The 21,105-nt window shown below is 68.0% G+C and carries 21 protein-coding genes and 1 tRNA gene; 12 read left to right on the top strand and 10 right to left on the bottom strand.

Annotated features, from left to right (window positions below):
* Positions 1 to 35: 35 nt before the first annotated feature.
* Positions 36 to 653, top strand: a complete 618-nt coding sequence (locus tag QC180_RS01485; RefSeq protein ID WP_278260715.1) for a putative glycolipid-binding domain-containing protein — start codon at positions 36 to 38, stop codon at positions 651 to 653.
* A gap of 5 nt (positions 654 to 658) precedes the next feature.
* On the opposite strand, the gene QC180_RS01480 is transcribed toward QC180_RS01485, so the two are convergent.
* Positions 659 to 1,606, bottom strand: coding sequence for a prephenate dehydrogenase (locus tag QC180_RS01480; protein WP_278260714.1), 948 nt, complete (start codon positions 1,604 to 1,606; stop codon positions 659 to 661).
* Positions 1,607 to 1,664: 58 nt separating this feature from the next.
* On the opposite strand from QC180_RS01480, the gene QC180_RS01475 reads away from it, so the two are divergent.
* From QC180_RS01475 to QC180_RS01465, 3 genes are all read left to right on the top strand, one after another.
* Positions 1,665 to 2,204, top strand: coding sequence for a tRNA adenosine deaminase-associated protein (locus QC180_RS01475; protein WP_278260713.1), 540 nt, complete (start codon positions 1,665 to 1,667; stop codon positions 2,202 to 2,204).
* 14 nt (positions 2,205 to 2,218) lie between these two features.
* Positions 2,219 to 2,653, top strand: a complete 435-nt coding sequence (locus QC180_RS01470) for a nucleoside deaminase (protein WP_278261174.1) — start codon at positions 2,219 to 2,221, stop codon at positions 2,651 to 2,653.
* Between the two features lie 46 nt (positions 2,654 to 2,699).
* Positions 2,700 to 2,790: transfer RNA gene (locus QC180_RS01465), tRNA-Ser, on the top strand.
* Between the two features lie 52 nt (positions 2,791 to 2,842).
* Here QC180_RS01465 and QC180_RS01460 read toward each other — a convergent pair.
* From QC180_RS01460 to QC180_RS01450, 3 genes are all read right to left on the bottom strand, one after another.
* Positions 2,843 to 3,658, bottom strand: coding sequence for a WXG100 family type VII secretion target (locus QC180_RS01460; RefSeq protein WP_278260712.1), 816 nt, complete (start codon positions 3,656 to 3,658; stop codon positions 2,843 to 2,845).
* Entirely contained in the window at positions 3,655 to 4,002 is a 348-nt protein-coding gene (locus QC180_RS01455) for a type VII secretion target (protein ID WP_278260711.1), read from the bottom strand. Before QC180_RS01455 ends, QC180_RS01460 begins: the two co-directional genes overlap by 4 nt.
* A 111-nt stretch (positions 4,003 to 4,113) precedes the next feature.
* A complete protein-coding gene (locus tag QC180_RS01450) occupies positions 4,114 to 5,019 on the bottom strand; it encodes a hypothetical protein (RefSeq protein ID WP_278260710.1) in 906 nt (301 codons plus the stop codon).
* 142 nt (positions 5,020 to 5,161) lie between these two features.
* On the opposite strand from QC180_RS01450, the gene QC180_RS01445 reads away from it, so the two are divergent.
* Entirely contained in the window at positions 5,162 to 5,410 is a 249-nt protein-coding gene (locus QC180_RS01445; protein WP_278260709.1) for a hypothetical protein, read from the top strand.
* 25 nt (positions 5,411 to 5,435) lie between these two features.
* Here the strand turns inward: QC180_RS01445 and QC180_RS01440 are convergent, their stop codons facing one another.
* Positions 5,436 to 7,724, bottom strand: a complete 2,289-nt coding sequence (locus QC180_RS01440; protein WP_278260708.1) for an MMPL family transporter — start codon at positions 7,722 to 7,724, stop codon at positions 5,436 to 5,438.
* A 123-nt stretch (positions 7,725 to 7,847) separates the two neighbouring features.
* Positions 7,848 to 10,142: an MMPL family transporter gene (locus tag QC180_RS01435; RefSeq protein WP_278260707.1), complete on the bottom strand. Its 2,295-nt coding sequence runs from the start codon at positions 10,140 to 10,142 to the stop codon at positions 7,848 to 7,850.
* Positions 10,143 to 10,276: 134 nt separating this feature from the next.
* On the opposite strand from QC180_RS01435, the gene QC180_RS01430 reads away from it, so the two are divergent.
* The 5 genes from QC180_RS01430 (at position 10,277) to tgt (ending at position 16,523) form a co-directional block, all read left to right on the top strand.
* Positions 10,277 to 10,870 carry a TetR/AcrR family transcriptional regulator gene (locus QC180_RS01430; RefSeq protein WP_278260706.1) on the top strand — a complete coding sequence of 198 codons (594 nt, stop codon included), beginning with the start codon at positions 10,277 to 10,279 and terminating at the stop codon, positions 10,868 to 10,870.
* 10 nt (positions 10,871 to 10,880) lie between these two features.
* The gene (locus tag QC180_RS01425; protein ID WP_278260705.1) at positions 10,881 to 11,357 is read left to right on the top strand and encodes an RrF2 family transcriptional regulator; all 477 of its coding nucleotides are present in this window, start codon (positions 10,881 to 10,883) and stop codon (positions 11,355 to 11,357) included.
* Between the two features lie 82 nt (positions 11,358 to 11,439).
* On the top strand, positions 11,440 to 13,173 hold the full coding sequence (locus QC180_RS01420; protein WP_278260704.1) for an ABC transporter ATP-binding protein: 1,734 nt from the start codon (positions 11,440 to 11,442) through the stop codon (positions 13,171 to 13,173).
* Positions 13,170 to 15,077 carry an ABC transporter ATP-binding protein gene (locus QC180_RS01415; protein WP_278260703.1) on the top strand — a complete coding sequence of 636 codons (1,908 nt, stop codon included), beginning with the start codon at positions 13,170 to 13,172 and terminating at the stop codon, positions 15,075 to 15,077. The genes QC180_RS01420 and QC180_RS01415 overlap by 4 nt, the downstream gene beginning before the upstream one ends.
* 192 nt (positions 15,078 to 15,269) lie before the next feature.
* Positions 15,270 to 16,523, top strand: coding sequence for a tRNA guanosine(34) transglycosylase Tgt (gene tgt / locus QC180_RS01410; protein WP_278260702.1), 1,254 nt, complete (start codon positions 15,270 to 15,272; stop codon positions 16,521 to 16,523).
* 252 nt (positions 16,524 to 16,775) lie between these two features.
* Here tgt and QC180_RS01405 read toward each other — a convergent pair whose 3' ends face one another.
* Positions 16,776 to 17,558, bottom strand: coding sequence for a queuosine precursor transporter (locus tag QC180_RS01405; RefSeq protein WP_278261173.1), 783 nt, complete (start codon positions 17,556 to 17,558; stop codon positions 16,776 to 16,778).
* A 53-nt stretch (positions 17,559 to 17,611) separates the two neighbouring features.
* Here QC180_RS01405 and QC180_RS01400 point away from each other — a divergent pair, with 53 nt between their 5' ends.
* Positions 17,612 to 18,202, top strand: a complete 591-nt coding sequence (locus QC180_RS01400) for a DUF4190 domain-containing protein (protein WP_278260701.1) — start codon at positions 17,612 to 17,614, stop codon at positions 18,200 to 18,202.
* 66 nt (positions 18,203 to 18,268) lie between these two features.
* Here the strand turns inward: QC180_RS01400 and QC180_RS01395 are convergent, their stop codons facing one another.
* The 3 genes from QC180_RS01395 to QC180_RS01385 are packed head-to-tail and all read right to left on the bottom strand — an operon-like array spanning position 18,269 to position 20,418.
* Positions 18,269 to 18,970: an RDD family protein gene (locus QC180_RS01395; protein WP_278260700.1), complete on the bottom strand. Its 702-nt coding sequence runs from the start codon at positions 18,968 to 18,970 to the stop codon at positions 18,269 to 18,271.
* 44 nt (positions 18,971 to 19,014) lie between these two features.
* Positions 19,015 to 19,923 carry a tRNA glutamyl-Q(34) synthetase GluQRS gene (gene gluQRS, locus QC180_RS01390; protein ID WP_278260699.1) on the bottom strand — a complete coding sequence of 303 codons (909 nt, stop codon included), beginning with the start codon at positions 19,921 to 19,923 and terminating at the stop codon, positions 19,015 to 19,017.
* 9 nt (positions 19,924 to 19,932) lie between these two features.
* Entirely contained in the window at positions 19,933 to 20,418 is a 486-nt protein-coding gene (locus QC180_RS01385; RefSeq protein ID WP_278260698.1) for a DUF309 domain-containing protein, read from the bottom strand.
* 418 nt (positions 20,419 to 20,836) lie between these two features.
* Between QC180_RS01385 and QC180_RS01380 the strand changes: the two genes are divergently transcribed.
* Entirely contained in the window at positions 20,837 to 21,046 is a 210-nt protein-coding gene (locus QC180_RS01380) for a DUF397 domain-containing protein (protein ID WP_278260697.1), read from the top strand.
* Positions 21,047 to 21,105 lie beyond the last annotated feature (59 nt).

The raw sequence follows: 21,105 nt of genomic DNA, 5'->3' as shown, positions 1-21,105 counted from the left end.
GGGGCAGCGGGGCCGGTGTCGCTTACCGTAGAGAGGTGACGTCCCCAGCCCCGGGCCCGGCCGCAGGCCCCTCCGAGATCCGACCGGCGTCGCGGTGGCCGTCGGTCCTCACCTGGCGTGCCCACGACAACACCCGGATGGAATCGGTGCGGGTGACGGTGAACGGGAACCGGATCAGGGCGGCGGGCCGGATGATCGGTAGCGCGGGCGACGAGCATCCGGCCTTCAGCGCCTCCTACGACCTGGTCACCGACGAGGCGGGCGCCACCCGCAGGCTCTCGCTGCGCACCACCACCGCCGCGGGCGAGCGACACGCCTCCATCTCCCGTGACGAGGAGAACTACTGGCTCGTCGACGCGGGTGGCAGTCATGTGCGCTCGACCTTCGGCGGTGCGCTCGATGTGGATGTGGTGCTGAGCCCGTTCTTCAACACCCTGCCCATCCGGCGGTTCGGGTTGCAGAACGCCGTGGGCGATGTGCAGGTGCCGGTGGTCTATGTGCGGCTGCCCGACCTGCTGGTGCAGGAGGCCGAACTCACCTACTCCAGCGCCGCCGACGGCATCAATGTGCTCTCCCCGGTCTCCAGCGCCACCCTCACCGTCGATCCGGAGGGATTCGTCCTCGACTACCCGGGTCTGGCCGAACGCGTCTGACCCCGTTACAGCGTGCGCAGCACCCCGCCCCGCTGACCCGCCCGCCGCAGCTCGCCCAGCCAATCGCCTTCCCCGGGAGTCACTCCGGTGATCTCCCACCGCTCGCGCCGGTCGTAGGCGGTGCGCCCCCGGTAACCCTCCTCGACAAGGTCGCCGAGGGTGCCCTCGGCGCGCAGGGACTCGCGTGCGGACACCAGGGCGGCGATGATCTCGTCGAGAACCGCGCCCAGGGCCGCGTCGTTGGGCTCGCAGATCGCGCGCACCAGGTCGGGGGCGGTTGCGGCGACGCGGGTGCCGTCGCGGAACGAGCCCGCCGCCAGGCCGAGGGCCAGCGCACCACCGTCGGCGCCGGAGGCCGCCAGCGCCTCGGCCAGCACGTGCGGCAGGTGCGAGATCCGGGCGACGGCCCGATCGTGCTCGGCCGCGATCACCGGGACCACCACCGACCCGCAGTCCAGCGCCAGCCGCACCACCCGGGTCCAGGGCTCGACCCGGGTGCCCTCGTCCACGCCGACCGCCCACACCGCATCGCGGAACAGCTCGGGATCGGTTGCCGCCCAGCCGGATTCGGACGTACCGGCCATGGGATGGCCACCCACGAAGTTCGCCGCCAACCCGTGCTCGCGTACCGCGTCGACGACCGGCTGTTTGATGCTCACCACGTCGGTGAGCGGGCAGTCGGGGGCGTGCGTGGCGATGGCGGTGAGGATGACGTCGACCGCGGGCATCGGGACGGCCAGGACCACCAGCGCGTCGGTCTCGGCGGCCCGGCGCAGGACCGTCTCCAGCTCGCCGGTGACGTCGAAACCGTCGCGACGCGCCGCCTCGGCACCCGAATCGGAGCGGTTGTAGCCGAACGCCTCGTACCCCGCCGCGACGGCGGCGCGCAGCAGAGAGCCGCCGATCAAACCGGTTCCGAGGACGCACACGGCGCCGCGCTGGTCGAGTGTCATCGGAACAGATTGGCACACGAGTTCATCATTACGGGCGGGACAGACTACCGTTTGGTCCATGGCAGCACAGCGCTCGGGCACGAACAGGGCGACGTCGGACGACGACTTCGACGTCGAAGGGTTCGCAGTGGCGGTGGTCCGCGAAGAAGGCACGTGGCGGTGTAGTCCGCTGACCAACGATGCCCTGCACGATCTGTCGGTCGCCGAGACCGAACTCAAGGCCCTGCGCAGCTCGGGGGCGGTATTCGGGCTGCTCGACGTCGACGACGAGTTCTTCGTCGTGGTGCGTCCGGCGCCGAGCGGCACCCGGCTGCTCGTCTCCGACGCCACCGCCGCGATCGACTACGACATCGCCGCCGACGTGCTCGACGCGCTCAATGTCGAGATCCCCGACATCGACCCCGACGACCTCGACGACGTCGAACCGTGGGAAGAGGGCGACCTGGGCGTGCTGGCCGACCTCGGCCTGCCCGAGCCCGTGCTCAGCGTGATCCTCGCCGAGACCGATCTCTACCCCGACGAGCAGCTCGGCATGATCGCCCAGCGCCTCGGTTTCGCCAACGAATTCGCGGCGGTGCTGGACAAACTGCCCCGGTGACCACCGAGCAGGACATGATGCGTGCCGCGATCGCCGCGGCCGCCGACGCCGACCCGCGCGATGTGCCGGTCGGCGCCGTCGTGTTCGACGCCGAGGGGCGTGAGCTGGCCCGCGCGAGCAATGCCAGGGAGGCCACCGGCGATCCCACCGCGCACGCCGAGGTGCTGGCCCTGCGCGCGGCGGCCGCCGTGCACGGCGACGGGTGGCGGCTCGAGGGGGCGACCCTGGCCGTCACGCTGGAGCCCTGCACGATGTGCGCGGGCGCGCTGGTGCTGGCCCGGGTGGACAGGGTGATCTTCGGCGCCTGGGAACCCAAGACCGGCGCCGTCGGCTCGCTGTGGGACGTCGTGCGCGACCGCAGACTCAACCACCGCCCGCAGGTGCGCGGCGGCGTCCTCGAGACCGAGTGCGTGGCGCTGCTCGACGATTTCTTCCGAAATCAGCGCTGACCTGCCGATTTAACGATCCGGCACCCACTCCGGTATCGTAGTCGGCGGTGGCGTGTCCGAGCGGCCTAAGGAGCACGCCTCGAAAGCGTGTGACGGGTAACCCCCGTCCGAGGGTTCAAATCCCTCCGCCACCGCCAACAAGAGCCCCTCACCTGTTAACCCAGGTGAGGGGCTCTTTTGTCGATGGGGTCAGGCGGTTGCCTGGGGGGACGAAGTCAGGGCGGTCACCGTGCGGTACGCGCCGTCGATGAGATCGCGGATCGACGCGAGATAGGTGGTGATCGACTTGAGGTTCTTCGCCAACTGGGCGAGGAGTTTGGCCACGATGGCCGTATCCTTCGCGATCCGCGCGACTACTTGGGCGACGACCGCTGGCGTAAGGGTACCGACCGAGGCCAATTCCTGGATCGCCCAGCTGACCAGGGCACCGGCCAGCGCGGCGAGCAGGTCACGGACTGCGGTACGGACACCGTTGACCAGCTCGGCCGCGGCCATGGTCAGCGTCGACAGGAGCTCCGCGCCCTTGCCCATGGCCTGGGTGAGTGTGGTGAGGGTGGTGCCGAGAGTCCGGTAGGCGTCGCCCGCCGCTCCGGACCAGTCCGCGGTTTCCTTCTTGATCGAGGACGCGAGGTTCGTCGCCGACTGGGACAGGCTGTTGCCGATGTTCGTCCACGACTGCGCGTACGACTTGATCATGTCGGGGTCGCCCGCCAGCGAGTTGAACGCTTCCCGGAGCGGTTTGACGTGTTCGAGCATCCAGGTGACGAGCTGGCCCGCGACATAGCCGATCGGGTCCCCGTAAGCGGCGAGCGCGTCGAGACCCACGGCCGCCACGCCGAGCGCTTGCAGGCCGATGTCGTCCTTCTCGACGCCCTCGGCCACCGTATTGAGGCCCTCGAGCAGGGTGATGCCTTTGGTCGAGTCGGTGCCCTCCGTGCCGACGATCAGCCCACCGAGCGCGCTGCCCTGGAGCTCGGTCTTCGAGGCGATGAGATCGTTGGTCACTTCTGACCCCCGGAGATGCCGTCGAGGAAGTCGGTGATCTCCTCGCGCAGGGTGTCGATCGACTTGCCGAATCCGGCGTCCACCTGGTCGATCACGCCCGCGGCGAAGCGCAGTTTGTCGCCCGCGCTGTGCAGGGAGACACCGAGCGCGGTGAGAGCCACGGCTTCGACACCCTGGAGGCCCTGGAGCATGAGGGCGACGGGCTGACCGTAGACGCCGTAGCCGTCGGTGGTCATCGTGAGATAGCGGGCGGCCTCGGCTGCCTTCTCGATCTCATCTCCGTAGCCGTCTATCGCTGTCGCGTGCCGCCGCACCTCGTCGGTGTCGATGTCGAAAGTTGTCATCGTGTGTTCCGTTCGCGCGCGTCGCCGGTGTCCTCCGGTTCGGGAAGTTCCCTTTCTGTATCTGACGCATGACCGACCGGTCTGGTTCCATCGGGCTTCCGATTCGCGCCGCTAGCTGCGGTGGTAGTGATGGATGCGTCTCCGGACGGCTTCGGTCAGGACGGCCGCGTCGGGGGTGGGGATGGTGAACGCGGGCAGGTTGGGGTCGGTGGTCGACAGGAGGATCGCGGTGGAGATCGCGTTGTTGTAGAGGGGTTTGCCGTCGGGGGCGACGAACCAGCGGTGCCGGGTGTACCCCGGGGGGAATGTCCAGAGGGTCACGTCGCGAATGCGGTCGAACGGCAGCTCGAGCAGGGTCGTTTCGTCATCGACACCGAAATAGTGGGCGTGCGCGTTCAATCTTGTCGGCCGCTCGGGTCGCATGGTCCACGAGCGAAGCGAAATCCTGTCGGCTGCGAGGTAGACCCGGACGAGGACCAGCAGGTTTTTGTTGTCGTATCCGCCGTCGGCGTAGAGGTCGATTTCGTCGTCGGACTCGGCGCGGTACAGGGCATCTGCTGGATGAACTGCTATTCCGGCCTTTCCGGCGAGGAACAAGCTCACGCGGCGGACGACGAAAGCCAGGACCGCGAGGACCGGCAGGATGGGCCAGCCGCGGTATCCCAGGAGACCGGCCAGAGCGGACTCGATGACGAGGATCCATGCCTGCGCCCGGATTCCGTGCGACGCCAGATACCACGCGTCCATGGGCCACAGCCCGCGCCGCAGGCGCCGGAGGGAGAGGATCGGGGGTATCACGACAGCGAGGACGTGGAGCGGAAGCGCTACGAGCAGGATCGTCATCGGCGCGCCCAGCAGCCCGATCGCCAGGACGGCCACGGTGGAGATCGCCGCGACCGCGCTCGGCAGCACGACGAAAGCGAGGCGTAGTCTCCGGACGGCTTGCGGCCAGGTTCGCTGGAGGAGGGTGTTCGTGAGCTGGTCGCCGACCTGTGGTGGCGTCGTGGGCAGGATCATGATCGGCTGTTCCCCACGTCTTCAAACTGCCGCACCGGGTCGGGGAGCGCAAGTCGGCTCCGGTGCGATCGCCGCAGCGGGCCTGCGGCGCTGTGGCGCGTAATAGACTGGTAGTACCGAAATCCGGGAAGGAACGATGATTATGCGCGGGCGACAGCCGCCACCCGCGAAGTCCGGGATCGGGCTCGGGGGGAAGCTCTTGGTTCTCGTCGTACTGGGCTGGGTAGCCGTCGGGCTGCTCGCCGCGGGTCAGCGGCACTACTTCGCGAAGTTGCCGCGTGAGTGCGCGGACTGGGCGACCATCGCGGTGACGGCCGCCGCGGGCCCGGCCAACTACATCGGCCTGAACCCGAAGGTCACCGAGTGCGAGGTACCGCAACCCAGTGAGTGACAACGGCGGCCGAAACCCTTGGTGGTCAGGAAGTCACGGGGACGGCCACCTTGTCTTTCTGCTGTAGGTCGCGCAGTTTCGCGCCCTCGACGTCGATGTCGGGGACGATTTTGTCCAGCCACTTCGGGATCCACCAGGCCCACTTGCCCAGCAGCACTAGCAGGGCGGGAATGAGGACCATGCGGACGACGAAGGCGTCCAGGGCCACGCCCGCGGCCAGGGCGAAGCCCATGGACTTGGCGGTGACGTCGGTTTCCAGCAGGAACGAACCGAACACCGAGATCATGATGATCGCGGCGGAGGTGACCACGCGGGCGCCGTGGTGGTAGCCCTTGATGACCGCGTCGGTGGGGTTCGCGCCGTGCACGTATTCCTCGCGCATGCGGGTCACCAGGAACACCTGGTAGTCCATGGCGAGGCCGAACACCAAGCCGATCAACATGATCGGCAGGAAGCTGACCAGCGGATGGGGATCGCTGATCAGGCCGAACTTGCCCTCCTGGAAGATCAGCACGGTGGCGCCGAAGGTGGCCGCCATCGACAGCAGGAAGCCCAGGGCGGCGGTGAGCGGCACCAGGATCGAGCGGAACACCAGGATCAGCAGGATGAACGCCGCGCCTGCCACGATCGCCATGTAGGGGACGATCTTGCTGAGCAGGACGTGGTCGATGTCGGCGTAGATCGCTGTGGTGCCTGTGATGCCGTAGGACATCCGGTACTGGTCGTTGAGATCGGCCTCCGCGTCGCGGGCCGACTGGACCAGATCCTTGGTGGACTGGTCGTTGGGGCCCGAGCGCGGAATGCCGTTGATCAGCGCGCCCGCGCCGTCCTTGCTCAGCTGCGGCTCGGTGACCAGCTCCATGTCCGGATAGGACTGCAGCTTCTCGCGCAGGGCGGTCAGGGCGGCGGCGCGCTGGTCGGCGGGGGTGTCGCTGAGGTCGACGGCGATCTGGAGCACGCCGTTGCTGCCCTCGCCGAAGCCCTCGGTGCGCAGGTCGTAGGCCTTGCGCACGGTGGTGGTCTTGGCCAGGCTGTCCTCGCCGGGCAGGCCGAGGTTCAGGTTCAGCGCGGGCGCGGCCAGCAGGCCGAGCACCACGATGGCCAGCACCATGGTCACCGCGGGGAACTTGGCGATCACCCGGGCGACGCGGGTGCCGTTGCTGACGACGTTGTCGTCCTCGGGATCGTGCTGGGCGACCAGCGGCAGCTTCGGTTTGAACAGCGCCCGACCGAACGCGCCGAGCAGCGCTGGCATCAGCGTGATGGCGGTGAGCACGGCGAACGCGGCCGCGACCGCGCCACCCAGACCCATGAACGTCAGGAACCGGACGCCGACGATGCTCAGCCCCACCAGCGCGATGATGACGGTCAGACCGGCGAACACCACGGCCGACCCAGCGGTGCCCAGCGCGGTACCCGCGGCCTCCTCGGCCGAGTCCTGCACGGCCAGTTCGTGTTTGTACCGGGAGACGATGAACAGCGCGTAGTCGATCGAGAGCGCGATGCCGATCATCGAGGCCAGGAAAGTGGTGAAGCTCGGCACCGACAGGACCGAGGTGGACAGGAAGATCAGCGAGGTCGCGGCACCGAGGCCGACGATGGCGGTGATGATCGGCACGAACGCCGCGACGATCGCGCCGAAGGCCACCACCATGACCACCAGGGCCACGGCCATACCGATCATCTCGGACTTGCCCGAGGGCATCTCCTGTTCCATCGCGATGGTGCCGCTGATCTCGACGGTGAGCCCGGCCTGGCGGGCGGCGTCACCGGCGGCGTAGGCGGCCTCGCGGTCCTCGGCGGTGATGTCGGCGAAATCGGTGATGGTGAACGGGACGCTGAGATAGGCGACCGTCTCGGGCTCGGTCTTGTTGAGCACGTTGAGCGGGGCGGCGCTGCAGGTCGACGGATCGGGTTGCGCGGTGAGGCAGCCCATTTCCTCGGTGGCGGTGATCGGGTCGACGATCGGTTCGCTGTGATCGACGATGTCGAGCTGCTCGAGCCTGCCGATCAGCGCGGCCACCTGTTCGCGGTTGGCCGGGTCGGTGAGCTTCTGCCCGGCGGGGGCGCCGATGACATACGTGCCGGTCACCGCGTCGAAGGCGAAGGCCTCGGACATGCCGGGGAAGTGTTTGTCGAGGATCTCGGTGGCCCGCTCCGAGGGGAGGTTGGGCATGCTGAAATCGTCGGTCATCGGTTTCTGCAACTGGGCGCCGAGACCGCCGAGCACCAGGAAACAGATCAACCAGACGGGCAGCACGATCCACTTGCGGCGAAAGGCCAGCTTGCCCCACCGGTACAGATAGACGGACACGGTTTTCTCCTCGCGATGAGCGGATCTGGAGATACAGCCGGGTCGAGCTAGCTCCCGAGTCTACGGCCGAAACGACGCGACCCCCGTACTCAGCGAGTACGGGGGTCGCGCGTGCGGCGGGGATCAGCTGACCGGAACCGGCTGCTTCACCGTCTGAGCGTTCTGGTTGCGCAGCTCCTCGAGCTTGGCACCCTCGACGTCGATGTCGGGCAGGGCGCGGTCGAGCCACTTCGGGATCCACCACGACCACTTGCCCATGATCACCAGCAGCGCGGGCACGATCACCATGCGGACGACGAACGCGTCGATGGCGACACCGACGGCCAGCGCGAAACCGAACGACTTCGCGGTGACATCGGTTTCCAGGATGAAGGAACCGAACACCGAGATCATGATGATCGCGGCGGCGGTCACCACGCGGGCACCGTGGTGGTAGCCGGAGACCATGGCGTCCTTGGGCGACTTGCCGTGCACGAATTCCTCGCGCATGCGGGTCACCAGGAACACCTGGTAGTCCATCGCCAGACCGAACACCAAGCCGATCAGCATGATCGGCATGAAGCTGACCAGCGGTTGCGGGTCCTCGATCAGGCCGAACGCGCCCTCCTGGAAGATCAGCACCGTCGCGCCGAAGGTGGCCGCCATGGAGAGCAGGAAGCCCAGGGCGGCGGTGAGCGGCACCAGGATCGAGCGGAACACCAGGATCAGCAGGATGAACGCGGCACCGGCCACGATGGCCAGGTACGGCAGGATCTTGCTGAGCAGCACGTGGTCGACATCGGCGTAGATGGCGGTGGTGCCGGTGATGCCGTACTCCATGCCGAACTCGGCCTTCAGATCGGCTTCGGCACCACGGGCCTCGGCCACCAGATCCTTGGTGTCCTGGTTGTTCGGGCCCTGCTTGGGCACGCCGTTGAGCATGGCGCCCTGCTTGGACTCGTTCCACTGCGGCGCGGTGACGTAGTCCATCTGCTCGTAGGAGGCGAGCTTGTCGCGCAGGGCGGTGACGGCCTGCTCGCGCTGGGCCTCGGGCACCGCGGTGAGATCCGCGACCACCATGAGCACGCCGTTGCTGCCCTCGCCGAAGCCCTCGGTGCGCAGGTCGTAGGCCTTACGCACGGTGGAGGTCTTGGGCAGGCTGTCCTCGCCGGGCAGGCCGAGGTTCAGGTTGGCCGCGGGGGCGGCCAGCGCGCCGAGCGCGAGCACCGACAGGATCAGCGCGACCCAGGGTGCCTTGCCGATCAGGCGGGCGAAACGCTGACCGTTGGTGACGGAGCTCTCGTCCTCGGGATCGTGCTGGGCGACGATCGGCAGCTTCGGCCGGAACAGGTACTTGCCGAAGGCGCCCATCAGCGCGGGCATCAGGGTGATGGCGGTGAGCACGGCGAAACCGGCCGCGATGGCGCCACCCAGACCCATGAAGGTCAGGAACTGCACGCCGACGATGCCCAGCGCGCCCAGCGCGATGATGACGGTCAGACCGGCGAACACCACGGCCGAACCGGCGGTGCCCAACGCGGTACCCGCGGCTTCCTCGGCCGAATCACGCACGGCCAGTTCGTGCTTGTAGCGCGAGACGATGAACAGCGCGTAGTCGATCGACAGCGCGATACCGATCATCGAGGCCAGGAAGGTGGTGAAGCCGGGCACCTGCATGACCGAGGTGCCGAGCATGATCAGCGAGGTCGCCGCGCCCAGGCCGACGATGGCGGTGACGATCGGGACGACCGCCGCGACCAGCGCGCCGAAGGCGACCACCATCACGACCAGGGCCACGCCCATGCCGATCATCTCGGACTTGCCGCTGGGCTGTTCCTGGGTCATCGCGACCGAGCCGCTGACCTCGACGGTCAGCCCGGCCTTGCGGGCCTCGGCGCCCACCTCGTAGGCGGCCTCGCGGTTCGCCTCGGTGACGTCGGTGACGGTGTCGATGGCGAAGGGCACGTTGAGGATCGCGACGGTGTCCGGCGCGCTGGTGTTCAGCACGTTGAGCGGGGCGCCCGAACACTGCGACGGGTCGGGATCGGCCAGGCAGCCCATCTTGTCGGCCACCTCGACCGGGCTCATCAGCGGCTTGGCGTGGTCGACGATGTCGAGCTCGGTGAGCTTGGCGATGAAGGCGTCGATGGCGGCGCGGTTGGCCGGGTCGGTGAGCTTCTGGCCCTCCGGCGCGCCGATGACGTAGGTACCGGCGACGGCGTCGAGCGCGAACTGCTCGGACATGCCGGGGAAGTGCTTGTCGAGGATCTCGTTGGCGCGCGCCGAGGGCAGCTCGGGCATGCTGAAGTCATTGCTCATCGGCTTGCTGAGCGCGGCACCCGCGCCGCCCAGCAGCAGGAACAGCAGCAACCAGACCGGCAACACGATCCATTTACGGCGGAAAGCGAACTTTCCCCATCTGTACAGGTATACGGACACGTGCCCCGCCTCCACATCGTCTTTTGTCTTTGCCTACCGTGCGGTAGGTAGACTACCGACGAGTTAAGTGGAGAGGCAACCTCGATTTATTGGGGGTGGCCGCGCGCCACACCGAATGATGGGAGGATTGGCGCATGACTGCCCGAGACGCTGTCGACACCGTTTCCGCTGGTGGCGGCACCAAGCAGGCGATCCGCGACGCCGCGGTCCAGCTTTTCGCCGCCAAAGGTTTCGAGCAGACCAGTTTGCGCGAGGTCGCCGATGTGGTGGGAATCACCAAGGCCTCGCTGTACTACCACTACGCCTCGAAGCTGGATCTGCTGCTGGCGATCATCGATCCGATCATCGATCACATGCGCGACATCGTCACCGACATCGACGCCGTGCCCTACGACAACGAGGGTATCCGCGCGGTGCTGCGCACCTACTTACGCGGGATGATCCGCCACCGCGACGCGGGCGCGCTGTGCGTGCGCGACACCGCCGCCATCGTCAACGCCATCGCCGACCGCTACCCGGACCTGATGGAACCCACCCGTGAGCTGCGGACCTGGCTGGCCGGGCCGCACCCCACCCAGAAGTCGAAACTGCGCGCCGCGGCGGCCATCGAGGTGCTCGGGGTCGCGCTGCTCTCGACCGAACTGGCCCCCGGCGCGAGCGACGAAACCGTCGAGAAGACCCTCCTGGACGCGGCCACCTGTGTCCTGACCGCGTGCGGCACCGCGTAAGTTCGACCCCGTGCATATCACCGCCAGGGTCGATTTCGCGGTGCGAACGCTACTCGAGCTCGCCGCGGCCGACGGAGTCGTCAAAGCCGAGGCCATCGCGGCCGCCGCGCAGATCCCGCCCAAGGTGCTCGAATCGGTGCTGGCCGAGTTGCGTCGCGCCGAGCTCGTGCTGAGCAGGCGCGGGCCCGACGGCGGCTACCGGCTCGGCCGGGCCGCCACCGAGATCTCGGTGGCCGACGTGATCCGCGCGGTGGAGTCGCCGTTGGCCTCGGTGCGCGGGCAGCGGCCCGAGGACGTGCGCTACCCCGGGGCGGCCGAACCGCTACAGCGGGTGTGGATCGCGCTGCGGGTCAATATCCGCGCGGTGCTGGAGAACGTGTCGATCGCCGACATCGCCGCCGACGAGTTGCCGGGCTTCGTCGCCGAGCTGGTCGCCGACCCCGGCGCCTGGGTCCGACGCGAGCCGCGCGCCCCCGCTGGCGCCTGATTCATCCTCGGTCCGAGGCTTTCCATAGCGCAGGTAAAAGTCGGCGGCGTGCGTGATCGGCACGCGGTAGCCTGCGTCCATCATGTTGATCTCCCTGCTGCGGACCTACCTGGCCCCGTACCGCGCCCAGCTGGCCGGGGTCCTCGTACTCCAGCTGATCTCGGTCATCGCGATGCTCTACCTGCCCAGCCTCAACGCCGACCTCATCGACAACGGCGTCACCGTGGGCGATATCGGCTACATCTGGACCACCGGCCTGTGGATGCTGGCGGTGAGCTGCGTGCAGATCGTGGCCTCGGCGGCGTCGGTGTACTTCGGCGCGCAGGCGGCGATGGGCGCCGGACGCGACATGCGCGGTGGGGTGCTGCACCGGGTGGAGACGTTCTCCGCGCGCGAGGTCGGCATGTTCGGCGCGCCCTCGCTGATCACCCGCTCCACCAATGACATCCAGCAGGTCCAGCTGCTGATCGTGATGTCGGTGACCATTCTGGTGATGGCCCCGATCATGTGTATCGGCGGCATCATCATGGCGCTGCGCGAGGACCTCGGACTGTCCTGGCTGTTGCTCATCGCGGTGCCCGCGCTGGCCCTGTCGATGGGCACCATCGTGGCCAGGATGGTGCCCGGGTTCCGGCAGATGCAGGAGCGCATCGACGGGGTGAACCGGGTGCTGCGCGAGCAGATCACCGGTATCCGGGTGGTGCGCGCGTTCGTGCGCGAGCGGCAGGAGATCTGGCGTTTCGGCACGGCCAACCGCTCGCTCACCGACGCCTCGCTGCGCGTGGGCAAGCTGATGGCGCTGATGTTCCCGACCGTGATGTTGATCAGCAATCTGACCGCCGTCGCGGTGATCTGGTTCGGCGGGCACCACGTCGACAACGGCACGATGCAGATCGGTTCGCTCACCGCGATGCTGTCCTACATCATGCAGATCCTGATGGCCGTCATGATGGCCTCGTTCCTGGCGATGATGGCCCCGCGCGCCGCGGTCTCGGCCGACCGGATCGGCGGGGTGCTCGACACCGAGTCCTCGGTGCGGCCGCCGCGCGAGCCGCAGCCCTTCGTGGGTGACCCGGCCACCGTCGACCTGCGGTTCGCCGAATTCGCCTTCCCCGGCGCGGAGAAGCCGGTGCTGCGCGCGGTGCGCTTCACCGTCGAGCCCGGCACGACCACCGCGATCGTGGGGTCCACCGGCTCGGGCAAGACCACGCTGCTCAATCTCATCCCTCGGCTCATCGATGTCACCGACGGCGCGGTCTACGTGGGCGGGACCGATGTGCGCCACGCCGACCTGGAGGCGCTGCGCGCCGAGATCGGCCTGGTGCCGCAGAAGGCGTATCTGTTCTCCGGCACCATCGCGACCAACCTGCGCTACGGCAAGCCCGAGGCCACCGACGCGGAACTGTGGGCCGCGCTCGAGGTCGCCCAGGCGGCCGATTTCGTGCGCGAGATGCCGCAGGGGCTCGACACTCCCGTCGCCCAGGGCGGCACCACGGTCTCCGGCGGACAACGTCAGCGCCTGTGCATCGCCCGCGCGCTGGTGCGCAAACCGCGCATCTACCTGTTCGACGACTCGTTCTCCGCCCTCGACGTCGCCACCGACGCCCGGCTGCGGGCCGCGCTCGAGCCCGAGACCGCCGACGCGTCGGTGATCATCGTGGCCCAGCGCATCCAGACCATTCGCGACGCCGACCAGATCGTCGTCCTCGAGGACGGCGCCATGGCCGGTATCGGCACCCACGACCAGTTGATGCAGCGATGTCCGGAGTACCGCGAGATCGTCGAGTCCCAGCTCAGCGCGGAGGAGGCTCGATGAGGCCCGGCGGACCCGTTCCCGGCGCACCGGGGAGCAAGGCCAAATCGTTCGGCCCGTCGCTGAAGCGACTGCTGCGCAGACTCGCTCCGGAACGCGTGTACGTGGGCGTCATCATCGGCCTGGTCATCACCTCGGTGGTGTTCAACACGCTGGGCCCGTACCTGCTCGGCAAGGCCACCAACCTGGTCTTCGACGGATTCGTCGGCAAGCAGCTCGAGCCGGGGCTCACCAAGGAACAGACCGTCGAGATGCTGCGTCAGCAGGGGGAGAACACCCGCGCCGACATGCTCTCGGCGATGGACGTCATCCCCGGGACCGGCATCGATTTCGACGCCGTGCGCCAGGTGCTGCTGGTGGTGCTCGCCCTCTATGTCGTCGCCGCGCTGTTCGGGTGGTTGCAGGGGTATCTGCTCAATATCGTCATCAACCGGACGGTCAAGCGGCTGCGCGACGAGGTGGAGAACAAGCTGCACCGGCTGCCGCTGCGCTACTTCGACACCGCCCCGCGCGGTGACGTGCTCAGCCGCGTCACCAACGACGTCGACAATGTCTCGCAGAGCCTGCAGCAGACCATGAGCCAGCTGCTCAACTCGCTGTTCACCGTGGTCGGCATCCTGATCATGATGTTCTGGATCTCGCCGCTGCTGGCGCTGATCGCGCTGCTCACCGTGCCCGCGGCCATCGTGGTCACCGCGCAGATCGCCAAGCGGTCCAAGCCGCACTTCGTCGACCAGTGGAAGTTCACCGGCGAGGTGAACGCCTCGGTGGAGGAGGCCTACACCGGACACGAGATCATCACCGCCTTCGGGCGCGGTCGCGAGGTCGGCCGAGAGTTCGACAAGCGCAACCGCAAGCTCTACGACGCCAGCTTCAAGGCCCAGTTCATCTCCGGCCTGATCATGCCCGCGATCATGTTCCTCGGGAACGTGAACTTCGTGTTCATCGCGCTGGTGGGCGGGCTGCGGGTGGCCACCGGCAACCTGTCGCTCGGCGAGGTGCAGGCGTTCATCCAGTACTCGCGTCAGTTCAGTCAGCCGCTCACCCAGATCGGCGCCATGGCCAACCTGCTGCAATCCGGGGTCGCCTCGGCCGAGCGGATCTTCGAGATCCTCGACGCCGAGGAGCAGAGCCCCGACCCGCTGGTGGAGAACGCCCGGCCGGTGGATCGCGGGCGGGTGGAGTTCGAGGCGGTGTCGTTCGGCTACGAGCCCGACAAGCCGATCATCGAGCGGCTCTCGCTGGTCGCCGAGCCGGGGCACGTCATCGCCATCGTCGGGCCGACCGGCGCGGGCAAGACCACCCTGGTGAACCTGCTGATGCGCTTCTACGAGCTCGACGCGGGCACCATCACCATCGACGACGTCGACATCACCACCATCAGCCGCGACCACCTGCGCGAGCGGATCGGCATGGTGCTGCAGGACACCTGGCTGTTCAAGGGCACCATCCGCGAGAACATCGCCTACGGCAACCCGACCGCCACCGAGGACGACATCCTCGCGGCGGCGCGCGCCGCCTACGTCGACCGGTTCGTGCACGTGCTCCCCAACGGCTACGACACCGTCATCGACGAGGAGGGTGGTGGCGTGAGCGCGGGCGAGAAGCAGCTGATCACCATCGCGCGCGCCTTCCTGGCCAAGCCCTCGATCCTGGTCCTGGACGAGGCCACCAGCTCGGTCGACACCCGCACCGAGTCGCTGGTCCAGCACGCCACCGCCGCGCTGCGCCGGGACCGGACCAGCTTCGTCATCGCCCACCGGCTCTCGACCATCCGCGACGCGGACCTGATCGTGGTGATGGACAAGGGCCGCATCGTCGAACACGGCACCCACGAGCGACTCCTCGAAGAACGCGGGGCCTACTACAACCTCTACAACGCCCAGTTCGCGGCTGTGTTGGATTGAGCGCTGGCGCGCTCGAGTCGCGGCCCCCTGGGGGGCCGCCGGTCAGGCGCCGTTGCTTGCTCCTTCGTCGCCTACGCAACGGCGCCTGACCGGCGACCCGGGCCGCGACCGGCGCTGCGCGCCGCCGCTCCTCGGGGTCGCGGGTGCGGGGCTGGGTTGGGCGGTGTCGTTCGCGCTTGGCACGATGGGCGGGTGGCTGATTCCAGCGAGTTCGCGTTCAAGGTCGGTGCCCGGCTCGATGGTGGGCGGCACGGCCGGACCGGGGTGATCAGCACCCCGCACGGGGAGATCGCCACGCCCGCCTTCATTCCGGTGGGCACCAAGGCTTCGGTCAAGGCCGTGCTGCCGGAGACGATGAAGGATCTGGGCGCGCAGGCGTTGCTGGCCAACGCCTACCACCTGTATCTGCAACCGGGGTCCGACATCGTGGACGCGGCGGGCGGCCTGGGGAAGTTCATGAACTGGGCGGGGCCGACCTTCACCGACAGTGGCGGGTTCCAGGTGATGTCGCTGGGGGTGGGGTTCAAGAAGGTGCTGGCGATGGAGGCCGTCGACATCCGCTCCGATCAGGTGATCGCGGCGGGCAAGGAGCGGCTGGCCACCGTCGACGACGACGGCGTCACCTTCCGCTCACACTTGGACGGCTCCAAGCACCGCTTCACCCCCGAGGTGTCGATGGGCATCCAGCACGAGCTCGGCGCCGACATCATGTTCGCCTTCGACGAGCTCACCACGCTGATGAACACCCGTGGCTACCAGGAGAAATCGCTGCAGCGCACGCACGAGTGGGCCCAGCGCTGCATCGATGAGCACGAACGGCTCACCCGCGCGCGGAGCCATCGCCCGTACCAGGCGCTGTTCGCGGTGATCCAGGGCGCGCAGTACGAGGACCTGCGGCGCAAGGCGTGTCGCGAGCTGGAGCAGATCCGGGGCGCGGAGGGCACCGAATTCGACGGCTACGGCATCGGCGGCGCGCTCGAGAAGCACAACCTGGGCACCATCGTGGGCTGGTGCTGCGACGAGCTGCCCGAGGCCAAGCCCCGGCACATGCTCGGCATCAGCGAACCCGAGGACATGTTCACCGCCGTCGAGAACGGTGCCGACACCTTCGACTGCGTCAACCCCTCGCGGGTGGCGCGCAACGCGGCCATCTACGTCGACGAGGGCCGGTTCAACATCAACACCAGCCGCTTCCGCCGCGATTTCACCCCGATCGACGAGAACTGCGACTGCTACACCTGCGCGCACTACACCCGCGCCTATCTGCATCACCTGTTCAAAGCCAAGGAGATGCTCTCGGCGACGCTGTGCACGATCCACAACGAGCGCTTCACCGTTCGCCTCGTCGACCGGATTCGCGAGAGTATCGACGGCGGCTACTTCGATGAATTCAAGGCGGAGTTCCTCGGCCGCTGGCAGGGGCGGATCAAAGCGCCCAGCGTCTAGCAGCCTCCCGCGCTACCGGCCTGCGCTCGCGATCTAAGGTTTAGCGGTCCGAATGGTGTACGAGCTGTGTTTTTGGAGCGCTGGCGCGCTCGAGTCGCGGCCCCCTGGGGGGCCGCCGGTCAGGCACCGTTGCTTGCTCCTTCGTCGCGTACGCAACGGCGCCTGACCGGCGGCCCGGGCCGCGACCGGCGCTGCGCGCCGCCGCTCCTCGGGGTCGCGGGGGCGGGGCTGGTAGTGCGGTCCGTGGGGGACTCAGTCGTGTAGGGCGTCGGCGGGGGCGGGGGCGTAGCTCGGTTCGGCCTTCTTCAGGAAGGCGATGACGCGGTAGGTGATCGGCATGACCAGGACCTCGACCAGGGTCTTCCAGACGAAGCCGACGATCACGTAGTTCACGAACGACTGCCAGCTGTCGATGCCGATGGCGGTCGCGGCGATGGAGCAGAAGATGAGGGTGTCGGCGAACTCGCCGATCACGGTGGAGCCGATGAGCCGGGCCCACAGGTGCTTCTCCTTGGTGCGCTCCTTGATCAGCACCAGGGTGGCCGAGTTCAGCAGCTGACCCACGAAGTACCCGGCCAGTCCGGCGAGCACGAGCTGCGGGGTGGTGCCCAGGACGGTGCGCAGCGCGTCCTGGTTCTCGTAGAACCCGGCGGGCGGGAGCTGGATGGTCACCCAGAAGCAGGCGACGGTGAGCAGCAGCGCGCCGAAGCCGGTGTAGATGGCGTGGCGGGTGGCGCGGAAGCCGTAGACCTCGCTGAGTACGTCACCGAGGATGTAGGCCAGCGGGAACAGGAAGAAGGCGCCGTCGGTGACCAGCGGCAGGATCTGCACCGGGCCCAGGCTCACCGAGGCGTCGGCGAACAGCTCCACGCCCTTGGTCGCGCAGATGTTGGAGATGATCAGCGTCGCGGTGAAGAACGCGACGATCACCGGATAGAACCCCCGCGCGGCCTGGGCGAATGCCGCGTGTTCCGGCGCGGGGCGCCCAGATCCGGCGGGTTTGTCGAGCGAGTTTGCATCAGTCACGGGGTCTATCCAACCAAGGTCGCGGTACGCCATGGCCGCAGGTTGTGGAATACGCTGTAGCAATGACGAATCCCGGCGATTCCGACGAGTGGTGGAAGCAGTACGGCGGCTCCGGCGTGTCGCCGGAGTCCGGCGCGCCGGGTTCGGTGCCGCAGTACCCGACCGCGCAGCCGTCGCAGCCCCCGAGCTACCCCTCGGCGCCGCAGTACCCGCAGCAGCCCCCGCCCTCGCTGTCGAAGCAGCCGGATCACCAGCCGCCGCCGCCCTCGCAGCCGCAGTACCCGAACTACCAGCAGCCCTCGGGCCCGCAGTACCCCCAGCAGCCGCAGCAGCCCGGCTACGGCGGCTACCCGGGCCCGGGCTACCAGCCCTACGGCGCTTACCCGCCGCCGCAGGGCACCAACGGTCTGGCCATCGGCTCGCTGATCTCCTCGCTGGTCGGCCTGTGCAGCTGCGGCCTGGGGTCGATCGTCGGCATCATCCTCGGTGTGATGGCGATCAACCAGATCAAGGAGCGCGGCGGTGAGGGCCGTGGCATGGCGCAGGCCGGGATCTGGATCGGCGCGCTGTCGATCGTCGGCTGGGTGTTGTACCTGGTGTTCGTCGTGGTGCTCGGGATCGCGGGCGGCTTCGACACCAGTTCCACGTACTGATCGTCTCCGGACGACAAAGGGGCGCTTCCGGAATCCGGAAGCGCCCCTTGGCGTTCTAGGCGGTCATCAGCCCTTGACGACCTGCGTGCCACCGGCCAGCTTGTCGTGCCAACCCTGCTTGTTCGGGTCCTGGTTGATGGTGACGGCGATGTAGATCATCAGGCCGAAGGTCACCAGACCACCGATGCAGTAGATGATCTGCGGGATCAGGAACGCGTTGCGCTTGATCGACTGCTCGGGGGTCAGGTTCGGGGCGCCACCGGGGGCGACCACGCGCAGGCCGAGCAGCTTCTTGCCGACGGTCGCGCCCTGGGTCACCTCGAGGGCGACGTTGTACCCGACCATCGCGACGGCGGTGACGACCGACATGACGATGCTGATGGCGAAACTGCTCGGCAGGAAGATCTGCACGATGCCCAGCGGGATACCGACGATCAGGAAGTCGATGAAGCGCGCGCCGAAGCGGGTGCCCAGATCGGCGGGCAGCACGCCGCCGAAGCCCTGCTGACCGTACTGCTGCCCGTAGGCGGGGTTCTGGCCGTAGGGGTCCTGACCGTAGGCAGGCTGCTGCTGGCCGTACGGGTCGGCGGCGCCGTAGGCGGGCTGCTGGCCGTACGCCGGAGGCTGCTGGCCGTAACCCGGCTGCTGGCCGTAGCCCGGCTGCTGCTGCCCGTAACCCGGCTGCTGCTGGCCGTAGGGATCCTGGCCGTAGCCGCCGGGCTGACCGCCCTGCGGGTACTGGTTGGGGTCGTAACCACCGCTGGTCATAAATTCAGTCCTCGTCATGATCTGTAGATCGGTCGATGCGTACGTTACGGACATCGGTCAGGTCGGAACAACCCGTCGGGCTCGAGTATCCATGGTTTTGCCGGGATGCGGGTGGCGTCGAAAACTTCGCGGAGCTCGGCGGTCGTGCGGGCCGTGTAGCCGAGTGAGGCGGCGATCGCGGCGACCACGTCCCGCGGTGTGTTGCCCTGGGCGCGTTGGTCCGAAAGCGTCACCGCGCCGTCGCGTTTGGCCAGCCGCTTGCCCTCGGCGTTGAGCACCAGCGGCACGTGCGCGTAGGTCGGCGCGGCCAGTCCGAGCAGCTCGGCGAGGTAGCCCTGGCGCGGGGTGGACGGCAACAGGTCGTCGCCACGAACCACCTGGTCGACGCCCTGGGCGGCGTCGTCGACGACGACGGTCAGGTTGTAAGCGGGAACACCGTCGCCGCGGCGCAGCACCAAATCGTCCACCGCGCCGCGATATCGGCCGTGCAGCAGGTCGACGATCTCGTACTCGGCCACCTCGGCCCGCAATCTGATTGCGGCGGGCCGACCTTCGGCGCGGCGCTCGGCGCGCTGCCGCTCGGTGAGGCCGCGGCAGGTGCCGGGATAGGCGCCCATCGGACCGTGCGGGGCGGTGGCCGCCTGCTGTATTTCGCGCCGGGTGCAGAAGCATTCATAGGTGCGCCCCGCCGCGGTGAGTTCGGCGACAGCGGCCGCGTAGTGAGGTAGGCGCTCGGACTGCCGGACGACCGGCCCGTCCCAGTCGATTCCGATCGCGGCCAGGTCGGCGAGCTGACGGTCGGCGGCGCCGGGGCGGACGCGGTCCAGATCGTCGATGCGGAGCAGGAATTCGCGCTCGGTGGTGCGGGCGAACAGCCAGGCCAGGATCGCGGTGCGCAGATTGCCCAGGTGCAGCTCACCCGAGGGGCTGGGGGCGTAGCGGCCTGCGGGCATCGCCCCAGTCTAGGTGGGCTCGCGACGCAGGCGCGGGGCCAGTTGGTCCGCGTCGATGGGCGCCTCGGCGTCGAGCGCGGCCAGCAGCGTTCGCGCGTGCGCGATCAACCCGGCGCGGTCCACGTCGTGCTGCTGGGCATTCGCCGGGTAGGCGTCGAGCCGCTCGCTCGCGCGGCGCAGGAGGCTACCCGCGCCCTTGGCGTTCCCGCGCTGGATGTGGGTGATCCCGACGGCGTATTGCGCCAACCCCTGCCAGAGCATCCGTTCGGCTACCGGCCCGTTCTTCCACGCGGCCTCCAATACCTCGTGCGCGTTGAATGCCAATCCGTCGTCCAGCAGTTGCTGAGCGAAGGCCAGAGTTTGCTGGGGTGCCAGCTCGAGGTCGTCGGGAATTCGGGCGACACCGGCGCTGCCGGGCGGCAGTGGCCGTCCGAGTCGGTCCCTGGGACGGTCGTTGCGGGCACGACCTGCGGCATCGCGGTCACGGGAGATCATTCCCCCATGATCCACGCCCGGCTCCGATGGTGCTCGTGGGGCGGCTGAGACAGTTCGGAAATTGACGTATCACGGACTAATCACATGGAAGTAAATCCAGATGTGTCAACCGGTTCGGGAATGGGTAAGAGGGTCCGGCAATGCCCCCGCAAACGTGAAGCTTCGCAAGGTTGGCAAATGCCCATGAGAAAGCAAATTCTCATCCGCAAACTTGCGGAAGACCTGCTAGTGTCTCTTCCGCGGGGGCAGCCCCCGGAGGCGGAAACGCCTCGATGCGCTGGTTCGTGCCGATCTGTTGCGCGCACCGTGTGGCAGTGCTGTGTCTGCCACGAAGTAACTCATCGGTCACGCCGTAAATCGGAATGTTCGACGATTCCAGGAGTAATCCCGTTCTCGATGAAGCAAAGGAGCATGTGCCGTGGAAGTTGATGTGACGGACGCTGTGTGGCGGAAGAGCACCTACAGCGGACCCGATGGGAACTGCGTGGAAGTGGCCTTTCTCCGCGGCGGCGAAGTCGCGGTCCGCGACACCAAGGATCGCGGCCGTGGTCCCGTGCTGGCCTTCGGAGCGGGAGACTGGCGTGCGTTTCTAGCCGATGTCACCGCCGGAGAGTTCGCTCGCGGCTGAGCCGCTCGGTGCGCGACGAGTCGGCAGTACGGGCCCCGGGTCGGTAGGACTCGGGGCCA

It is taken from the genome of Nocardia anocheti (assembly GCF_029675105.1).
GTDB lineage: Bacteria > Actinomycetota > Actinomycetes > Mycobacteriales > Mycobacteriaceae > Nocardia.
This window is presented reverse-complemented; position numbering and strand designations above follow the sequence as displayed.